Genomic DNA, 18,667 nt, shown 5'->3' on the forward strand with positions numbered 1-18,667 from the left:
CCCAACACCGCCGCCGCACGGCGACGTAGCGAGCATTCTACTGCCGCTTTCTGTCGCCAGCCAGTGAGCATGGGCGCTGAGACGTCCCCGATCGGGTGTGCGCAGAAGGCTTGGTTTCATCGGCCGCCGTACGTATGATTTAGGCATGCCTAAAGATTTACTGACGCGCGCGGCGCCCCGTGCGGGATCGACCGCAACACCGGCATCCGCCCGATTGATCTGGCTGCTCGGGCCGGCCCTCGTGGCCGGGGTCGCCTACCTCGACCCGGGAAATGTCGCCAGCAATATGACCGCCGGCGCGCGCTACGGCTACCTCCTCGTCTGGGTGGTTGTGGCGGCCAACGTGATGGCGTGGCTGATTCAGTACCTCTCAGCGAAACTCGGCATCGTGACCGGCAAGAGCCTTCCCGAGATTCTCGGGGAGCGCATCCGACGCCCGCTCGCGCGCCGGCTCTACTGGATACAGGCAGAACTCGTGGCGATGGCCACCGATTTGGCGGAGATCATCGGCGGGGCCGTTGCGCTCTATCTGCTCTTCGGTGTGCCGCTCTTGGTCGGCGGAATCATCACGGGAACCATCTCGATGATCGTGCTCGCCGTGCAGACGCGGCGCGGGCCGCGCACGTTCGAACGCGTCATCATCAGCCTGATGCTGATCATCACCGTCGGGTTCACCGCCGGTGTGTTCTTCGCACCACCGGATGCGGCGGGGTTCGCCGCCGGGCTCGTGCCGCGTTTCGAAGGCGCCGACTCTGTGCTCCTCGCCGCCTCCATCCTCGGTGCGACGATCATGCCGCACGCGATCTACGCCCACTCAGCGCTCGCCCGTGACCGGTTCCCGCAGCCTCAAGCGACCAGCAGCGTGGGCACGCTGCCGACCCGCCGGTTGCTCTGGGCGACGAAGTGGGACGTCTCGATTGCCATGCTGATCGCCGGCACCGTGAACCTGGCGATCTTGCTGCTCGCGGCATCCGCTCTGCAAGGGGTGGCGGGCACCGACACCCTGCAGGGCGCCTACACAGCGCTGCAAACCACACTCGGACCGGCGGTCGCGACGATCTTCGCTGTCGGGCTGCTCGCCTCAGGGTTGGCCTCGACTTCGGTCGGCGCATACGCGGGGGCGGAGATCATGCACGGGCTGCTGCACGTGCGGATTCCACTCGTGCTGCGCCGGCTCGTGACACTCATCCCCGCGCTGGTGATCCTCGGCTCCGGATTCGACCCGACCCAGGCCCTCGTGCTCAGCCAGGTGGTGTTGTCGTTCGGGATTCCGTTCGCGCTCATTCCGCTCGTCTGGGTGAGTGCGCAGCGCGGGCTGCTCGGCGAGTTCGCCAATCGCTGGTTCACGACAGCGGCCGGCGCGCTCTGCGCGGTGCTACTGGTGGCCCTCAATGTGGTGCTGCTCGTGCTCATCTTCACCGGGTAGCGCAGGTCGGCATTTCGGGCGATTCTCGGCGACCGGACTAGCCTGAAGTCAGCATGAAACAGATCACCGTGGCCACCGAGGACTACCTCAAGACCATCTACGCGCACACCGAATGGCAGAACAACCCGATCACGCCGTCGGTGCTGGCCGTGCGCCTGGGCGTCGCCCCGCCCTCTGTGACCGAAATGGTGAAGAAGCTGGCGGCCTCCGGGTTGATCACCCACGTTCCGTATGGTCCGCTCACCCTGACCGACGAGGGCCACCGACTGGCCACCGCTGTCGTACGACGGCACCGCTTGATCGAGACCTGGCTCGTGCGCGAGCTCGGCTACAGCTGGGACGAAGTGCATGAGGAGGCCGAGGTTCTCGAGCACGCCATGTCAGATCGGCTGCTCGAGGCGATCAATCTGCGCCTCGGCTCCCCCACCGCCGACCCGCACGGCGACCTGATTCCCGCCGTCGACGGCACCGTCACGCGCGTGCCCGCGGTTCTGTTGCGGGATGCCGCGCCCGGCCACGGCGGAACCGTGCTGCGCATCAGCGACCGTGACCCCGGCATCCTGCGCGATCTGGCCGCCGACGGAATCGTGCCGGGCAGCACACTCACGGTGACCGCTCGAACCCCCGACGACGCGCTGACCGTGAGCCGGGACGACGGCACGACGTACACGCTCGCAACGGATGTCGCCGGCTCGATCTGGCTCAGAGCGTAACTCCACTGAAACCTGGCGGCGATAGGCTGAAGGTCCGACGAGAGGAACGCCAGATGGCACGCCGTGACGAGATTGAATGCTGGCTCACTGACATGGACGGTGTGCTGGTACATGAAAACAGCGCCCTCCCCGGAGCAGCGGCGCTGCTCCAGCAGTGGACCGACACGGGAACCCCGTTTCTTGTTCTGACCAACAACTCGATTTTCACCCCGCGCGATCTGAGTGCGCGCCTGCGCGACTCCGGTCTGAACGTGCCGGAAGACCGCATCTGGACCAGCGCATTGGCCACGGCTGACTTTCTGAAGTCGCAGATTCCGGGCGGCAGCGCCTTCGTGATCGGTGAGGCCGGAATCACCACGGCCCTGCACGAGGCCGGCTTCATCATGACCGAGACCGACCCCGATTTCGTGGTCGTGGGCGAGACGCGCAACTACTCCTTCGAGGCGATCACCAAGGCCATCCGCTTGATCCTGAAGGGCGCGCGCTTCATCGCGACGAACCCGGATGCGACGGGGCCGAGCGCCGACGGACCGATGCCCGCGACGGGTGCGATCGCCGCTTTGATCACCAAGGCCACCGGCATGGACCCCTACATCGTGGGCAAGCCGAATCCGATGATGTTCCGCTCGGCGATGAACAAGATCGGCGCGCACTCCGAGAACACCGGAATGATCGGCGACCGAATGGACACCGACATCATCGCCGGAATCGAAGCCGGACTGCACACCATCCTGGTCATGACCGGAATCAGCGACGAGGCGGAAATCAACCGCTACCCGTTCCGTCCCGACGAGATCTTGTCCGGCGTGCACAAGCTCGTCACGCAGACCCCGGTGGAGTCAGACGAAATCTAGCTCGGGTTGCCGTCGGTGGGTGTGCGCCACCGACCGACGGTGAGACACCCGCGTTTTTGCTGATGAACTTCAGAGTCATATGAGCCTGAAGTTCATCAGCGAAAAAGCACCCGGCCCCGCCCGCCCGTGGCCGCGACGCCCGTTAGTGTTGTGGCATGAGCAACAACCACGACGACGACGACTCGATCTACAGCGAATCCCGCAAGCGCAACCAGCGCATTCTGGCCTGGACCCTCGTGATCGCGCTCGTGCTCGGCGGGGGCGGCGCGGCCGTGCTGGGCCTCATCCTCAACTAACCAGCCGTCGGCCCCGGACCAGCCAGGCTCGCCGTCAACGGTTCACCCGATGAACGGCTCACGAAGCAGTAGTAGAAGCGGTCTCCGGCAACCCACTCTTCAGCGGTGGCCGGGTAGCTGCCCTGCACCTGAACGTCGGGGTACTCCCCGGCGACATTGAGGTCGATGACTCCGGGAGCGTTGCAGAGCAGATTCATCTGCGCCGCGAGAGCTGCTTCGCCAGGGAAGGCAGCGGCCGGGTCGGCAGTGACGACTCCGCGGTAGACGAGCTGCGCCACGTGCGGGGTCGTGCACTCGACGACGGTGAACTCCTCGTCCCACGGCGAGGTGTACGGCTGCAGGCATTCTCCGCCGCGCAAGGTGTTCCATTTGTGCACGCCGACCGGCTGCGGACCGGTCGGTTCGACCGTGGGAGTAGGCGTGGGCGTCGGTGTGACTGACGGCTTGGCGGTTGCCGTGGCCGACGGAGATGGCGCCGCGACCGGCGCGGAATCACCGCCGAGCTTCTGGCCGAGAAAGAACAGGCCGACGAGCACGATGATCACGAGCAGTGCGGCAGCGATCGAAATCAGGGCCTTCTGCATCGTGCTGGGGGAGCTGGTCGTGCCGCCACCGTTGGTTGGGCCTCCACCGTTGGTTGGGCCTCCATCGCCGGTCGAGCCGCCTCCGTTGGTCAAGCCCGTCGAGACCGGTGCAACCGGAACGGATGCGTCGGGACCGGCGGGTGCATCGGCCTGCGACGGGACCACTTGGGTTGCCGCATCCGCCGAGGTCAGAGCGACCGTCGGTGCAGTGACCGGGCCGGCTTCTGGCGCAGCGGGCGCCGGAAGCGATGGAGCGACGACCGGAGTCGGCACCTCGTCGACACTCGCACTCGCACTCGCATCGGCACTCGGCGTTGCGACGACAGGCCCACGGGTCAGGTCGTCGAAGGAGGGTGCGGTGCCGCGTTCGCGCGGTGGCGCGACAGGCGTCTCATTCGCGGGAGGGACCGATACGACGGGGACTACGGGGGCGACGGGGGCTGCGGGAATGACAGGTGCGGCAGGCACGACGGGCGCGACAGGAGTGACGGGCGCGGGCGTTGACGTGCGAACCGGTGCCGGCCGGGTCGGGCTGGCGGCCGCGACCGGAGGGAGGGTCAGCTCTTCGGTGTTGAGCACGAGCGGGGACTGCACGTGGGTGGTCCACCAGGGCGCGGGTTCAGCATCGACAGCCTCGGTCTCGACAGCTTCGGTCTCGACGGCTTCGGCCTCGACGGCTTCGGTCTCGACAGCTTCGGTCTCGACGGCTTCGGTCTCGACAGCCTCGACCAACGGGGTTTCCGTCGCAGCAGTCTCAGGAGCGTCGGCGGTGTCGGCGGCGGCAGCCTGGACATCCGGGGCATCCGTCGCCGCAGCGTCAGCGGTGGAAGCAGGCTCGTTCGGCTGCTCCGGCGTCAGGTCAGGCTCGCGCCCATCCGTCACTAGCTCAATCCCAGGTCGTCAAGCCCGATTGCTGCGTAGTAGGGGTAGCCGGCGGCTTCGATCACTTCACGCGCGCCGGTGTTGCGGTCGACGACCACTGCGACGCCGGCGATGATCGCGCCGACCTTGAGCAGGGCTTCGACGGCAGCGAGGGGCGAACCACCGGTGGTCGAGGTGTCTTCGAGCACGATCACGCGCTTGCCGGCGAGGTCTGGGCCTTCAACCTGCTTGCCGCGTCCGTGGTCCTTCGGCTCCTTGCGCACGACGAAAGCGTCGTAGGTTGCGCCACGGACAGCACCCTGGTGCAGGATGGCGGCGGCAACGGGGTCCGCGCCCATCGTCATGCCACCGACGGCCGAGACATCCGGGATGTCGGCGATCAGATCGAGCATGACCTGGCCGATCAGCGGGGCAACCCGGTGGTCGAGGCTCACCTTGCGGAGGTCGACGTAGTAGGTCGCCTTCTTGCCGCTGGTGAGGGTGAAGTCGCCATGGAAGACGGCTTCTGCCGAGATGTAGTCGATGAGCTGCTGCCGAGTGTCCGTCACACTGTCAACTTTAGGGTACGCGGGCGGCTGTGCCGCCCGGATGCGGGGCGTCCAACCTCGGTGGTCGAGGAACGCGCGAGCGTGCGAGCACGTGTCTCGAGACCTCCGTCGGCCAACCCTCAAACGCAACTCACGTTGGGAGATCGGCTCGCCGGGTCTCGAGACGCGCGCCCTGCGTCGCGAGCTCCTCGACCAACGAAAAGCTAGTGGTTCAACGGGAACCCCAGGTTGATGCCGCCGTGGCTCGGGTCGAGCCAGCGGCTCGTGACCGCCTTCTCGCGAGTGAAGAAGGCGATGCCGCTGGGTCCGTAGGCCTTCGCATCACCGAATGCCGACTCCTTCCAGCCACCGAACGAGTGGTACGCCACCGGCACGGGGATCGGCACGTTGATGCCGACCATTCCCACCTGCACCTCGTTCTGGAACCGGCGCCCGGCCCCGCCGTCGTTGGTGAAGATGGCGGTGCCATTGCCGTAACGACCGGTGTTGATGATGTGCAGGCCCTCCTCGTAGCTGGCCACTCGAATGACCGAGAGCACCGGGCCGAAAATCTCGTCTTGGTAGACGGCCGAGTCGGTGCTGACGTTGTCGAACAGGGTCGGGCCGAGCCAGAATCCGGATGCCTCGCCGTCGACCTCGACGCCGCGTCCGTCGACGACGACTGTGGCTCCGTCTTTCGCCGCAATGTCGATATAGCCGGCCACCTTGTCGCGGTGCGCCTCGGTGATCAGCGGGCCCATGTCGCAGCCGCGCATTCCGTCGCCGACCTTGAGGCCCGACATCCGTTCGGTGATCTTCGCGATCAATTCATCGGCGATCGGTTCGACGGCGAGCACGACGCTGATCGCCATGCAGCGTTCACCGGCGGATCCGAACCCGGCGTTCACCGCGGCATCCGCCGTGAGATCGAGGTCAGCGTCTGGCAGCACGAGCATGTGGTTCTTCGCCCCGCCGAGAGCCTGCACGCGCTTGCCGTTGCGGGAGGCCGTCTCGTAGATGTAGCGGGCGATCGGGGTGGAGCCGACGAAGGAGATCGACTGTACGTCTGGGTGACCCAGTAGCGCGTCGACCGACTCCTTGTCGCCGTGTACGACGTTGAGCACGCCGGCGGGCAGACCGGCCTCGGCCATCAGCGCGGCCATCCAGTTGGAGGCCGACGGGTCTTTCTCGCTCGGCTTCAGCACCACGGTGTTGCCGGCGGCGATCGCGATCGGGAAGAACCAGAGCGGCACCATCGCCGGAAAGTTGAACGGGCTGATGATTCCGACGACACCGAGCGGCTGGCGCAGCGTGTAGACGTCGACTCCGGTCGAGACGTTCTCGGAGAAATCGCCCTTCGAGAGGTGCGGCATGCCGAGCGCGAACTCGACGACCTCGATGCCGCGGGCGATCTCGCCGAGCGCGTCGCTGGTCACCTTGCCGTGTTCGGCGGTGAGGATGTCGGCCAGCTCCCCCTTGCGCGCGTTGAGCAGTTCGCGAAAGTTGTACATCACGCTCTGCCGTTTGGCCTGCGAGGTATCGCGCCAGAGCGGGTAGGCGGCGGATGCGGCGGCGACAGCGACGTCGACATCCGCGGTACTGGCCAGGCGCACGTTCTTGGCGACGCGACCGGTGGCCGGGTTGAAGACGGGCGAGGTGCGGGTGGAGGAGCCGGTGGCTTCGCCGCCGTTGATCCAGTGGTTGAGGGTGGGGGTGTCAGTCATGAGGGGTTCCTTTGATAGCGGTTACATCAGGTCTGGGCTGTACCCATTCGACGGAGATTCTCGCGAATTCGATTGTTTTTGCTCCGAATTCGGGGTTGAGAGGCAAAATCTCCGTCGAATGGGGAAATGGCGGGGGAGGTAGCGGGCGAAGGGAGCGTAGGCAGGACTAGCCGAGCAGGTCGAGGCCGAAGACCTCGTCGTAGATCGCCAGCGCCTCGGCGACCTCGGCATCGGTGACAACACACGGCGGCACGACGTGCACGCGGTTGTCGGAGAGGAACGGCAACAGGTTGCGGGCGAGCAGCTCGCTCTTGATGCGCCCCATCACCGCAGCGCTGACCGGCTCCCTGGTCTCGGGGTCGGCCACCAGATCGAGCGCCCAGAAGACGCCGACGCCGCGCACCTCGCCGATGATCGGGTGCTTCGCCGCCAACGCAGCCAGGCCGGGCGCGAGCACGTCGGTGCCGATCCGCGCCGCATTCGTGACGATGCCTTCGGCTTCCATCGCGTCGAGAGCCGCGACGATCGAGGCCATTGCCAACGGATGCCCGCTGTAGGTGAGCCCGCCGGGAAAGACGTTCGTGTCGAAGTCGCCGGCGATCTCGTCGGAGATGATTACGCCGCCGGTCGGAATGTAGCCCGAGTTCACACCCTTCGCGAAGGTGATCAGGTCGGGTACGACGTCGTAGCCCTGAAACGCGAACCACTGCCCGGTACGCCCGAAGCCGCACATGACCTCATCGAAGATGAGCATGATGCCGTAGCGATCGCAGAGGGCGCGCACGCCTTCGAGGTAGCCGGGCGGCGGCATCAGCACGCCGGCCGTGCCGGGAATCGTCTCGAGCAGAATCGCCGCGATCGTGCCGGCGCCCTCGCTCTGGATGACCCGTTCGAGGTGGTGCAGCGCGCGCTCCGACTCCTGCTCCGGCGAGGTCGACCAGAATTCGCTGCGGTAGGCGAACGGGCCGAAGAAGTGAACGTGTCCGGTGGCGAACTGGTTGGGAATGCGGCGCCAGTCCCCCGTCGCGACGATGGCCGCGCCGGTGTTGCCGTGGTACGAGCGATAGGTCGAGAGGATGGTGTCGCGGCCGGTGTGCAGGCGGGCCATCCTGATGGCGTTCTCATTCGCATCCGCGCCACCATTGGTGAAGAAGACTTTGTTGAACCCGGCAGGCGCCCGGTCGACGATGCGCTTGGCTGCTTCGCCACGCGTGAGGTTCGCCGTGGCCGGGGCGACGGTGGTGAGGGTCTGCGCCTGCTTCGTGATGGCGTCGACGACGGCCGGATGCTGGTGTCCGATGTTCACGTTGACCAGCTGGCTGGAGAAGTCGAGGTAGCTGCGCCCGTCGTAGTCCCAGACGCGGGAGCCCAGCCCGCCGGCGACCACGAACGGATTCAGGCCGGCCTGCGCCGACCAGGAATGAAAGACGTGGTCGCGATCGAGCTGTCGGGTGAGAGCGTCGAGTTCTGCGGGGGAGGTGTCGGACATGGCGCCTGTGCCTTTCGGTCGTGCCGGTGATGCGGGGGTGAAAGCCGGGCGGCCCAGTTCCAAACAGAACAGATTGCGGCCGCCCGGCCGGGAAAAGGAGGTTACTCGCCGCCCTCTTTCAAGGTGACGGTGATCGGCTTGAAGTCGGCGCCCATCACGTCGACTCCGTCGGCCTTCAACTCATCGAGTGCCTTCGTCACGTACTCGTTGCTGTACGCGGTCTCGGGCGGATCTTTCGTGATGATGGTGGCACCGGTTTCGTTCTTGGTGTTCATCGCGATGTCGACCGTGTTTTTCCAGGCCGCTTCGTCGATCATTCCGATGCCGTTGGTCGACGGCCAGATCAGCTTGTTCACCTCGTTGGTCATCCAGAGCTGGTGACCGGCAGGAAGCTGCGAGCCGGCGCCGGCCACGATGTCTGCAGCCTTCTGCGGGTCGCCCGCCGCAAAGATCCAACCCTTGATGGAGGCCTTGATGAACTTGACAGTCTGGTCGGCGTAGTCAGAGTCGCTCGTGAGCTTGTCTGCGTTCGCCCAGATGGCATCCTGCAGCATGGCCGTGCCGACGTCGTTCCAGTTGATGACGTTGAGTTCATCGGGCTGGTACAGCTTGCCGGTTTTCGGGTTGATCGTCTCGAGCACCTGGGCGTATTCGTTGTAGGTCATCGCCTGGGCCGCGTCGATGTCACCGGCCAGGAATCCGCTCATGTCGAAGGCCTGCTGCACCAGGTTGATATCACTCAGCTGCACACCGTCTTTCTGCATGCCGGCGAAGAGTTCCCACTCGTTGCCATAGCCCCAGCTGCCCACGTTCTTGCCCTTGAGATCGGCAGGGCTGGTGATGTTTTTGTCTTTGAACGAGATCTGGGTGGTGGCGCTGCGTTCGAAGATCTGGGCGACATCCGTGATGTTGGCGCCCTGCTCGATCGAGCCGAGCACCTTGGGCACCCACGAGATGGCATAGTCGACGTCGCCGGCGGCGAGGGCGTCCTGCGGAACGATGTCGGAGCCGCCCTCCTTGATCGTCACGTCGAGGCCTTCATCTCTGTAATAGCCCTGGTCGACTGCCGCGTAGTAGCCGGCGAACTGCGCCTGCGCCGACCACTGCAACTGCAGGCTTACCGGGGTGAGCGCCCCAGCGGTGGGGTTGTCTGACGGACCTGATCCTGTGGTGTCGCCACCGGTGCTGCACCCGCTGAGGACGAGCGCGCTGACTGCGGCCACGGCGCCAACCGTGCCGAGCCATCGTGTGCTGTGTTTCATGTCTTCCTCCTTGCTTGGTGTTTCTGGGATGGTGCTACTCGTGTGATGCATGGTGCATGTTGCGTGTGAAGAGCAGTGCTGCTTTCGCCCGGTCCGCTCGTGACGGACCGACGTTTAGCCGGCTTTCCGGCGGGTGACCAGCTTCTCGAGGCCGAGCGCTGCGCAATAGAAGAGGAGTCCGAGCAGAATCGACCCGAGCACGTAGGCCCAGGCCAAGCCGTAATTGCTGCTCGAGGCGGCCGAGGTGATCGACTTGCCGAGCCCGCCGACCGGGCCACCGAAGTACTCGGCGATGAGCGAGGAGATGACGGCGAGAGAGGATGCGATGCGCAGCCCGGTGAAGACGTAAGGGGTCGCCGTAGGCAGCGTCACGGTTTTCGTGGCCTGCCAGCTTGAGGCCGCATAGGCCCTCATCAGATCGCGATGCACGGGGCTCACCTGGCGGAGGCCCTTGAGGGTGTTGAAGTAGACGGGAACGAACACGGCCAGGGCAGCGACGATCTGCCGGGCCGTCTCGGCCGCCGCACCGAACATCGTGTAGAGCACGGGAGCGAGGGCGACGATCGGCACCACGGCAATGGCGGCCACGATGGGCGCCGCCATCTCGTCGAAGACCCGCAGCAGCGCCGAGACGATGGCGGCGAGAATGCCGATCACCGAGCCGACGATCAAGCCGATCAGGGCGTTGCGCCCGGTGACCACCATGCCGGCCCAGACATTGGACAGGTTGGCGGTGAACTGCTCGCCGATCGCGAGCGGGCCGGGCAGGATGAACGGTTTGATCTCGAGCGCCGTGACCGCGAACTGCCAGATGGCGACGACGAGCAGGCCGAACAGCACCGGCGCCAGAATGGTGCGGGCGAGCCCGTTGGAGCTGGCGGTGTCTCTCATCGGATGTCGACTCCGCGAGGCCCGCCGGCAGACGTGCCACCCGCTCCACCCGGGCCGGCGCCGCCCGCCGGCGTGCCGTGCAACAGTTCCCGCACTTGGCTCACCGCGTGGAAGAACTGCTCGTCTTCACGCAGGTTCTCGCCACGTTCGCCGGTGTCACCGAGCTTGACGCTGAGCACATCGCGGATGCGCCCGGGCCGCGGCGACATCACCACGACGCGGTCGGAGAGAAAGACCGCTTCGGGAATGGAGTGGGTGACGAACACCACGGCGGCCCCGGTCTCACCGCAGATGCGCACGAGTTCGTTCTGCATCCGCTCCCTCGTCATTTCGTCGAGGGCACCGAATGGTTCGTCCATGAGTAGCAGGCTCGGGCTTTCAGCCAGGGAGCGGGCGATCGCGACGCGCTGCTGCATGCCGCCTGAGAGTTGGTCGGGATAGTGCCCGGCAAAGTCGCTCAGCCCGACGAGTTCGATCAGCTCGGCGACTCTGGCCCGCCGCGCGGCCTTGCCTGCACCGTGTAGTTCGAGTGGAAGCTCGATGTTTCCGGCGACCGTGCGCCACGGCAGCAGGCCGGCCTGTTGAAAGGCGATGCCGTAGTCCTGGTCGATGCGCGCCTGCCTGGCCGGCTTGCCGAACACCGTGATGCTGCCCATCGTCGGGCTGTCGAGATCGGCGATCAACCGCATCAGCGTGCTCTTGCCGCATCCGCTCGGGCCGATCAGCGACACGAATTCGCCGGGCGCGACGGTCATGCTCACGTTGTCGAGTGCGGTGACGGTTGCGCCCTTCTTGCCAGGGAAGATACGGCTGACGCCGGTCACCTCGACGGCCGGGATCGCCGCTGCACGATTCGGCGCGACGGATGCCGTCGGCGCGGTCGCTGGGGCGGCCGGGGGTGCGGCGTGCGCCGGTGTGCCAGCGGCCGGCGTGCCGGTAGCCGGCGTGCCAGCGGCCGGTGTGCTCGGTGGTGACGTGTCGTCGGTGTGAACGCTCATGCTGCAACCTCTCCCCTACGGAAACGACCAAGAAATAGCCCGATGAGGGCGACGAAGGCGGCCGCGACGAGACCGACGAGAATCGACCCGAAAATCGGAGCCCAGGGCTTGCCGGGATCGCCGCCCGCTGCCCCCGCGAACTCGACAATCATGCGACCGAGGCCACCGCGCAACCCGATTGACACCTCGGCGACGACGGTGCCGATCACGGCGCTGGCCGCGGCCAGCCGGAGGGCGGGCAGCAGGTAGCCGATGCTCGCCGGGAGCCGCAGCCGCCAGAGGGTCTTCCACCAGCCAACGGAGTAGCAGTGCATCAGATCTTCGTGCGCTTGCTCGGGAGCGTTCAGGCCGCGCAGTGCCCCGACCGAGACCGGGAAGAACGCGAGATAGGAGGCGATCAGGGCCACCGACATCCAGTTCTCCCAGGTGAACTCGCCGAAATGGATTTGCGCCCCCCAGCGCCGAACAAGCGGCGCGAGTGCGATCAGCGGCACCGTCTGGCTGAGGATGACCCAGGGCAGAATGGCGGCCTCTGCTAGGCGAAAGCGCTGCATGAGCAGGGCCAACGTGAGGCCGACGGTCACGCCGACCAGCCACCCGACCGCTGCGATGCCGAGCGTGAACAAGCAGGCCTGCAGCACGGCCAGCCACATCGGCAGGGCAGTGGATGCCCCGGTGACCGGTTCGAAGATGCGGGCGAACATCGTCCAGAGGTGCGGCATGGCGAGGTCGCTGGTGCGCGGCAGCACCGTCACGCCGTTGACGACGACGCCGTCGGCGGGACCGACGAATTTGTAGAGTTCCCAGAGCGCGGCGAGCGCGAGAATCCCCAGCGCGCCGAGTGCGAAACGTTGCCCCGTTGTTGACCCGTGCGGGGACGTGCTTCCCCGCTTGGTCATGCCTTCGCCACGATGTGCTCGGCGAGCGCCGGGATCACGGTTTCTCCATAGACGCGCAGGGTCTCTTCTTTGTTGTCGTGCTGCAGATAGCCGGCGAACTGGTCGACGCCCATCTCTTTGAGTGACTTGAGCTTCTCAATGTGCTGATCGGCGGTGCCCAGCAGGCAGAACCGGTCGACGATCTCGTCGGGCACGAAGTCGGCGTGGGTGTTGCCGGCGCGGCCGTGCTCGTTGTAGTCGTAGCCCTCTCGACCCTTGATGTAGTCGGTGAGCGCCTTCGGCACGGGCGCATCGGCGCCGTACTTTGCGACGATGTCGGCCACATGGTTGCCGACCATACCGCCGAACCAGCGGCACTGGTCGCGCATGTGCTGCACATCGTCGCCGATGTACATCGGGGCTGCAACACAGAATTTGATCGATTCCGGGTCACGACCGACGTTGGCTGCGGCGGTGCGAACCGTCTTGATCATCCACTCGGCCACGTCGAGGTCGGCCATCTGCAAGATGAAACCGTCGCCGACCTCCCCGGTGAGCTTGAGCGCGAGCGGGCCGTAGGCGGCCACCCAGACGTCGAGCTTCGAGCCGACGCTCCACGGAAACTGCAGCGTCGCCCCGTTGTATTCGACCGAACGCGAGTTGGCCAGTTCACGGATGACGTGAATCGACTCCCGCAGGGTCTTCAGGTTGGTCGGCGCCCCGTTGGTGACGCGCACGGCCGAGTCGCCGCGGCCGATGCCGCAGATTGTGCGGTTGCCGTACATCTCGTTGAGCGTGGCATAGGTGGAGGCCGTGACGGTCCAGTCCCGAGTCGCCGGGTTCGTCACCATCGGGCCGACGATGATCTTGCGGGTCTCGGCGAGGATCTTGCTGTAGATCACATAGGGCTCCTGCCAGAGCAGGTGGGAGTCGAAGGTCCAGACGTGGCTGAACCCGTGATCCTCGGCCAGCTTGGCCAGTTGCACGGTGCGCGCCGACGGCGGGTTGGTCTGAAGTACTGCTCCGAAGTCCATCTGTTGTCTCTTCCTGTGCGGAGTATGAATCAGGGGCTGGATGCGGCGGGGGCGGCGGCCAGGTCAGGAGTGGGTGAGATCAGGCTGTCTAGATCAAGTACTGGCTGAGGCCGCGCTTGACGTACTGGCCGTCGCCCTTCTGCCCGAGGTACTGGTTGTCGTCGATGATGACCTTGCCGCGGGAGAGCACGGTGTCGACGTGTCCGTCGATTTCGTAGCCTTCCCAAGCCGAGTAGTCCATGTTCATGTGGTGAGTGCGCCCGGTCGGCTTGCCATCGGCATCCGTCGGCATGCCGATTGAGGTGTGACCGTTGGGGTCGTAGATGACCACGTCGCCGTCGGCGCCCGGCTGGATGACGCCCTTCTTGCCGTACATGCCGAACATGCGTGCCGGCGTGGTCGAGGTGACCTCGACCCAACGCTCGAGGGAGATCTTCTTGTCGACGACGCCCTGGTAGAGCAGGTCCATGCGGTGTTCGACCGAGCCGATGCCGTTGGGGATCTTCGAGAAGTCGGTCAGCCCCATGTCTTTCTGGCCCTTCATGCAGAACGGGCAGTGGTCGGTGGAGACCATCTGGATGTCGTTCGTGCGCAGGCTCTGCCACATGTGGTGCTGGTGGCCCTCCTCCTTGGAACGCAGCGGCGTCGAGCAGACCCATTTGGCGCCCTCGAAGCTGCCCCACTCCTCACTCTGGGCACCGAGGTTGTCTTCGAGCGAGAGATAGAGGTACTGGGGGCAGGTCTCGCCGAAGACGTTTTGACCGCGGTCGCGGGCGATGGCGATCTGTTCGACGGCCTGCTTGGCCGAGACGTGCACGACGTAGAGCGGAGCGCCGGTGAGGTTGGCGAGCATGATCGCGCGGTGGGTGGCCTCTTCTTCGGCCTGCCACGGCCGGGTGACCCCGTGGTAGTAGGGAGTGGAGTTGCCGGCGGCGAGCGACTGCTGCACGAGCAGGTCGATGACGCTGCCGTTCTCGGCGTGCATCATGATCATGCTGCCGTTGGTGGCCGCCCTCTGCATGGCCTTGACGATTTGGCCATCGTCGGAGAGGAAGACGCCTTTGTAGGCCATGAAGAGCTTGAAACTGGAGACGCCTTCGCGCACCAGCTCATCCATCGCGGTCAGGCTGGAGTCCTGCACATCGGAAAGAATCTGGTGAAAGCCGTAGTCGATGGCGCAGTTGCCGCGGGCCTTCTCGTGCCAGAGCGCGAACTGGTCGAGCACGTTCTCGCCGGCGTACTGCACCACGAAGTCGACGATGCTGGTGGTTCCGCCGTGCGCCGCTGCCCGGGTTCCCGTCTCGAAGGTGTCGGAGGCCTCTGTGCCGCCGAATGGCATCTGCATGTGGGTGTGCGCGTCGATCCCTCCGGGGATCACGTACTTGCCGCCGGCATCGATGACGGAGTCGACGTTGCGCTCGACGTCGAAGCCGAGCAGCGTCGAACCCGGCGCGAGCACGGCTGCGATCGTTTCACCGTCGATCAGCACGTCTGCGCGTGCGGTGCCGGTGGAGTTGACGACTGTTCCGTTTTTGATGAGCGTCTTCATGGGGTCTCCTGGGTTGTGCGGGATTCCGGGTTCGCCGATCGAGCATGCCGAGACGGTGGTCTCGGCATGCTCAGCGGCGATCAGTTCTCTAGATCGGTTCTCTAGATCGTTTCTCTAGAACGGTTCTCTACGGCGCGACGATCGGGTCGTACGAGTCGGGCCGGCGGTCACGGTAGAACTGCCAGGAGTTGCGCACCTCACGAATGAGGCCCATGTCGAGGTCGCGCACAACCATCTCTTCGGTGTCGGTGGAGGCGACATCTCCGACATAGTTGCCACGCGGGTCAGCGAAGTAGGAGCTGCCGTAGAACGTCACGGCGTCGTCGCCGAACTCTTCGGTTTCGGTGCCGATGCGGTTGTTCGCTCCGACGTAGTACTGGTTGGCGGCTGCCGCAGCGGGCTGCTCCAGCTCCCAGAGACGGTTCGAGAGACCGGGCTTGGTCGCCGAGGGATTGAATACGATCTCGGCTCCGTTCAGACCCAGCACACGCCATCCTTCTGGAAAGTGACGGTCGTAGCAGATGTAGACGCCGACCTTGCCGACAGCGGTGTCGAAGACGGGGTACTCGGCGTTGCCCGGACGGAAGTAGAACTTCTCCCAGAACTGCGGCAGGTGGGGGATGTGGTGCTTGCGGTACTTGCCGAGGTAGCTGCCGTCGGCGTCGATGACGGCCGCGGTGTTGTAGAGCACCCCCGGCTGGTCTTCTTCGTAGATCGGAAGAACGATGACCATCTTGTACTTGGCCGCGAGCTTCTGAAAACGCTCGGTCAGGGGGCCGGGCACCTTCTGGGCGTATTCGTAGTACTTCGAGTCCTGCACGATTCCGAAGTAGGGGCCGTGGAACAGTTCCTGGAAACAGATGATCTGCACACCCTGCTCGGCCGCCTGCCGCACGAAGTCTTCGTGCTTGGCGATCATTGACTCTTCGTCACCCGTCCATTCGACCTGGGTGATTGCTGCGCGAACTGTTCTTGAACTGTCAACCGTCATTGTTGCCTCCACATGGTGCTCGGCACTGAGCTTGAAGCAGCGCCGAAATGGGTTTGTGTCGAACCGTGGACTGCGTTGTCCTCTTTGTTATTATTCGACGTAAACATTTCTGTTGTGTTTCTGAGTGTGACGCACGCGTTAATCATCCTGTCGTCCAAACCAGCCGGGGGCAAGAGTTCATGCAAATCTTTCTTGATGAAATTGAGAGCCGAACACCTGCTGGGATTGCGGCTGCGATCGGCCGGTTGATCGCATCCGGTCGCCTTGCTCCCGGCGATCGCCTGCCGACCGTGCGCGAGTTCGCGACCCTGCTCGGGGTGAGCCCCGCGACCATCAGTCATGCCTGGCAGGCGCTCGGCTCGGTCGGGTTGATTGTGTCGCGCGGACGCAGCGGCACCTTCGTGTTGGATGCTGCACCGAAGTGGTTGCCGGCGCGCAGCCAGTCGATGGCCGGCCGCCACCAGAACGCGCGAATCGACCTCTCCCGCGGCACCCCCGACCCGCAGCTGCTTCCCGCACTCGGCCCCGCACTCTCGCGGGTGTCGCAGCGTGCCGTCACGCCGACCTATCAGGATCTGCCGGTGATTCCCGAGCTTCTCGCCGTTCTCACCGACTCGTGGCCATACCCGGTCGAGTCGATCACCGTCGTCGACGGCGCACTCGATGCGATCTCGCGCAGCCTCGACGCGGTCACCCGGTTCGGTGACCGCGTGATCGTGGAGAGCCCGGGTTTCCCGCCCTTTTTCGATCTGCTCGACCAGCTCGGTCTCGAGCGCGTGCCGGTGGATGTCGACCGGCACGGCATCACTCCCTCGTCTTTTCAGACTGCGCTCAAGCTGGGGCCGACCGCGGTCATTGTGCAGCCGCGGGCGCAGAATCCGACGGGTGCCTCCATGACGGCCGCGCGCGCTGAACAACTCGCCCGGCTGCTCTCGGCCCACAAACGCAATGCCGACACCGTGGTGATCGAAGACGATCACTCGGGCGAGATCAGCATCAGCCCCGACGTGAGTCTCGGCCGCTGGTTGCCCGACCGGGTGCTTCATGTGCGCAGTTTCTCGAAATCGCACGGCCCCGACTTGCGCATCGCCGCGCTCGGCGGGCCGGCTGCCCTGGTCGATCCGATCGTCGCCCGCCGGATGCTCGGACCGGGGTGGACCAGCCGCATGCTGCAGACGATTCTCTACGATCTGCTCACCTCTCGCGAGAGTGTCGACGAGATCAGCGAGGCGCGGCGCATCTATTTTGCGAGGCAGAAATCCCTGACAGAGGCGTTGCGCCGGCACGGCCTCGACCTGACACAGGCGGATGGCGTGAACGCCTGGCTTCCGGTGAACGATGAGCGGGATGCGATCGTGCAGCTGGCGGCATCCGGAATTCGCGTGGCCGGCGGCTCACCATTCTTTGCGACCGATTCGGCGCAGTCGTTCATTCGGGTGACTGCCGGAGCGCTGCCCGACGAGGTCGAGCCGATCGCCGAGGCGCTGGCGGCGACGACGTGGGGTGCGGCTGAGCCGGGGCAGGGGCCGATGCCGGGCGTGCACTCGTTGGAGGGGCGCTGGGCGTAGGCTGGCGCCCCGCCCGGTGCCGCGCGTGCGCTTGAATCGTCGCCTGGGCATCCGTCTCGGCGACGATTTGAGCGCACGCGTGGCCGGGACGAACGGCCGCGACGCGAGCGAGCAGGGTGCGGGCGCTCTACTTCGTGAGGTTGAGCAGCACGTCGATGGAGCCGGCGTCCTCGACCTTCACGAAGCCGAGGTTGGGCGCCGTGACGTTGAAATCGGAAAAGGTGATCGGGATCTGGCCGGCGATCTTGACGCCATCGCCATCGAGGGCGGCCGTGAGGTCAACCGTCACATCCTTGCTGACACCGTTGAGCGTGAGGATTCCGGTGGCGGAGACGGTCTGCGACTCCCCCGACGTGGGATCGGCCGGCGCCGTGATCGGCTCGGTGAGCACGAAGGTCGCGGTGGGATTCGTCGCCGTGTCGATCGCCTGCGTGCGGAAATAGTTGTCTCTGGCCGCCTCGTCGGTGGCGATGGAGGCGACATCCACGTCAATCGAGACCGCCGTGATCTCGGTGGCCGTCGCGGTGATCGTGCCGGTGACGGTTTCGGTGCGAGCGGTCACGGTCACGTCGGTGCCGTTCAGCACCTCGTCGACGCGGTAGCCGGCGTAGGAGCCGGCGCTGACGGTCCATTCCCCGGCGAGCTCGTCGGCCGTGAGCGTGCTCGGGGCGACGGTACCGAGGTCGTCGACCGGTGCGGCAGCGGCCGGACCGACGATGACATCGCGATAGAAAGCCGGGCCGAACACGGCGGCGGCCCCGCCGAGCAGCACGACGACGAGTGCGATGCTGGTGATGACTGTGGTCTTAGTGCTCATGCGCTTCATGGCGGTGTTCTCTCTCGAAGGCTCAGGGGTGAGTCGGGGGGAGCGTCATTGCTGTGTTCCACGGTTTCGTGCGCCAGCGTATCGACGCCGGATGTGCAATCGCTATGCGAGCGCGATGATCACGTTGCGCGCCTTTCTTGCCCCGCTTTCGCCGGCGCGTGCGCTTGAATCGTCG

Annotated in this window: 17 protein-coding genes; 5 read left to right on the forward strand and 12 right to left on the reverse strand. The window is 65.5% G+C overall.

The window, feature by feature from the left end; genetic code table 11:
• Positions 1 to 145 precede the first annotated feature (145 nt).
• The 4 genes from ABD791_RS09425 (at position 146) to ABD791_RS09440 (ending at position 3,289) form a co-directional block, all read left to right on the forward strand.
• Complete coding sequence (locus ABD791_RS09425) at positions 146 to 1,426, forward strand: Nramp family divalent metal transporter (RefSeq protein ID WP_345065356.1); 1,281 nt, start codon at positions 146 to 148, stop codon at positions 1,424 to 1,426.
• Between the two features lie 53 nt (positions 1,427 to 1,479).
• On the forward strand, positions 1,480 to 2,139 hold the full coding sequence (locus tag ABD791_RS09430; protein WP_345065359.1) for a metal-dependent transcriptional regulator: 660 nt from the start codon (positions 1,480 to 1,482) through the stop codon (positions 2,137 to 2,139).
• Between the two features lie 53 nt (positions 2,140 to 2,192).
• Complete coding sequence (locus ABD791_RS09435; RefSeq protein WP_345065363.1) at positions 2,193 to 2,993, forward strand: HAD-IIA family hydrolase; 801 nt, start codon at positions 2,193 to 2,195, stop codon at positions 2,991 to 2,993.
• Positions 2,994 to 3,148: 155 nt separating this feature from the next.
• Positions 3,149 to 3,289: a hypothetical protein gene (locus ABD791_RS09440; RefSeq protein ID WP_345065366.1), complete on the forward strand. Its 141-nt coding sequence runs from the start codon at positions 3,149 to 3,151 to the stop codon at positions 3,287 to 3,289.
• Here the strand turns inward: ABD791_RS09440 and ABD791_RS09445 are convergent.
• The 11 genes from ABD791_RS09445 to ABD791_RS09495 all read right to left on the reverse strand — a co-directional run bounded on the left by ABD791_RS09445 (position 3,286) and on the right by ABD791_RS09495 (position 16,098).
• Positions 3,286 to 4,755, reverse strand: coding sequence for a hypothetical protein (locus ABD791_RS09445; protein ID WP_345065369.1), 1,470 nt, complete (start codon positions 4,753 to 4,755; stop codon positions 3,286 to 3,288). The two genes, ABD791_RS09440 and ABD791_RS09445, sit on opposite strands and share 4 nt — an antisense overlap.
• A complete protein-coding gene (pyrE, locus tag ABD791_RS09450) occupies positions 4,755 to 5,303 on the reverse strand; it encodes an orotate phosphoribosyltransferase (protein ID WP_345065371.1) in 549 nt (182 codons plus the stop codon). Before pyrE ends, ABD791_RS09445 begins: the two co-directional genes overlap by 1 nt.
• Positions 5,304 to 5,506: 203 nt before the next feature.
• Complete coding sequence (locus ABD791_RS09455; RefSeq protein ID WP_345065374.1) at positions 5,507 to 7,006, reverse strand: CoA-acylating methylmalonate-semialdehyde dehydrogenase; 1,500 nt, start codon at positions 7,004 to 7,006, stop codon at positions 5,507 to 5,509.
• 166 nt (positions 7,007 to 7,172) lie between these two features.
• Positions 7,173 to 8,495: an aspartate aminotransferase family protein gene (locus ABD791_RS09460; protein ID WP_345065377.1), complete on the reverse strand. Its 1,323-nt coding sequence runs from the start codon at positions 8,493 to 8,495 to the stop codon at positions 7,173 to 7,175.
• A 101-nt stretch (positions 8,496 to 8,596) separates the two neighbouring features.
• On the reverse strand, positions 8,597 to 9,757 hold the full coding sequence (locus ABD791_RS09465; protein ID WP_345065380.1) for an ABC transporter substrate-binding protein: 1,161 nt from the start codon (positions 9,755 to 9,757) through the stop codon (positions 8,597 to 8,599).
• Between the two features lie 114 nt (positions 9,758 to 9,871).
• Positions 9,872 to 10,648, reverse strand: a complete 777-nt coding sequence (locus ABD791_RS09470; protein ID WP_345065383.1) for an ABC transporter permease — start codon at positions 10,646 to 10,648, stop codon at positions 9,872 to 9,874.
• Positions 10,645 to 11,646 (reverse strand): ABC transporter ATP-binding protein, encoded by a 1,002-nt coding sequence (locus tag ABD791_RS09475; protein WP_345065386.1) that lies wholly within the window; start codon positions 11,644 to 11,646, stop codon positions 10,645 to 10,647. The genes ABD791_RS09470 and ABD791_RS09475 overlap by 4 nt, the downstream gene beginning before the upstream one ends.
• On the reverse strand, positions 11,643 to 12,545 hold the full coding sequence (locus ABD791_RS09480) for an ABC transporter permease (protein ID WP_345065389.1): 903 nt from the start codon (positions 12,543 to 12,545) through the stop codon (positions 11,643 to 11,645). Before ABD791_RS09480 ends, ABD791_RS09475 begins: the two co-directional genes overlap by 4 nt.
• Positions 12,542 to 13,558 (reverse strand): TIGR03842 family LLM class F420-dependent oxidoreductase, encoded by a 1,017-nt coding sequence (locus ABD791_RS09485; protein WP_345065391.1) that lies wholly within the window; start codon positions 13,556 to 13,558, stop codon positions 12,542 to 12,544. Before ABD791_RS09485 ends, ABD791_RS09480 begins: the two co-directional genes overlap by 4 nt.
• A gap of 88 nt (positions 13,559 to 13,646) precedes the next feature.
• A complete protein-coding gene (gene hydA / locus ABD791_RS09490; protein ID WP_345065393.1) occupies positions 13,647 to 15,107 on the reverse strand; it encodes a dihydropyrimidinase in 1,461 nt (486 codons plus the stop codon).
• A 127-nt stretch (positions 15,108 to 15,234) separates the two neighbouring features.
• Positions 15,235 to 16,098, reverse strand: coding sequence for a nitrilase-related carbon-nitrogen hydrolase (locus ABD791_RS09495; RefSeq protein WP_345065395.1), 864 nt, complete (start codon positions 16,096 to 16,098; stop codon positions 15,235 to 15,237).
• A 179-nt stretch (positions 16,099 to 16,277) separates the two neighbouring features.
• On the opposite strand from ABD791_RS09495, the gene ABD791_RS09500 reads away from it, so the two are divergent.
• Positions 16,278 to 17,666, forward strand: coding sequence for an aminotransferase-like domain-containing protein (locus ABD791_RS09500; RefSeq protein ID WP_345065398.1), 1,389 nt, complete (start codon positions 16,278 to 16,280; stop codon positions 17,664 to 17,666).
• A 127-nt stretch (positions 17,667 to 17,793) separates the two neighbouring features.
• Here ABD791_RS09500 and ABD791_RS09505 read toward each other — a convergent pair whose 3' ends face one another.
• A complete protein-coding gene (locus ABD791_RS09505) occupies positions 17,794 to 18,483 on the reverse strand; it encodes a YceI family protein (protein ID WP_345065400.1) in 690 nt (229 codons plus the stop codon).
• Between the last annotated feature and the right edge of the window lie 184 nt (positions 18,484 to 18,667).

It is taken from the genome of Glaciibacter kafniensis (genome assembly GCF_039538945.1).
Lineage (GTDB): Bacteria > Actinomycetota > Actinomycetes > Actinomycetales > Microbacteriaceae > Cryobacterium > Cryobacterium kafniensis.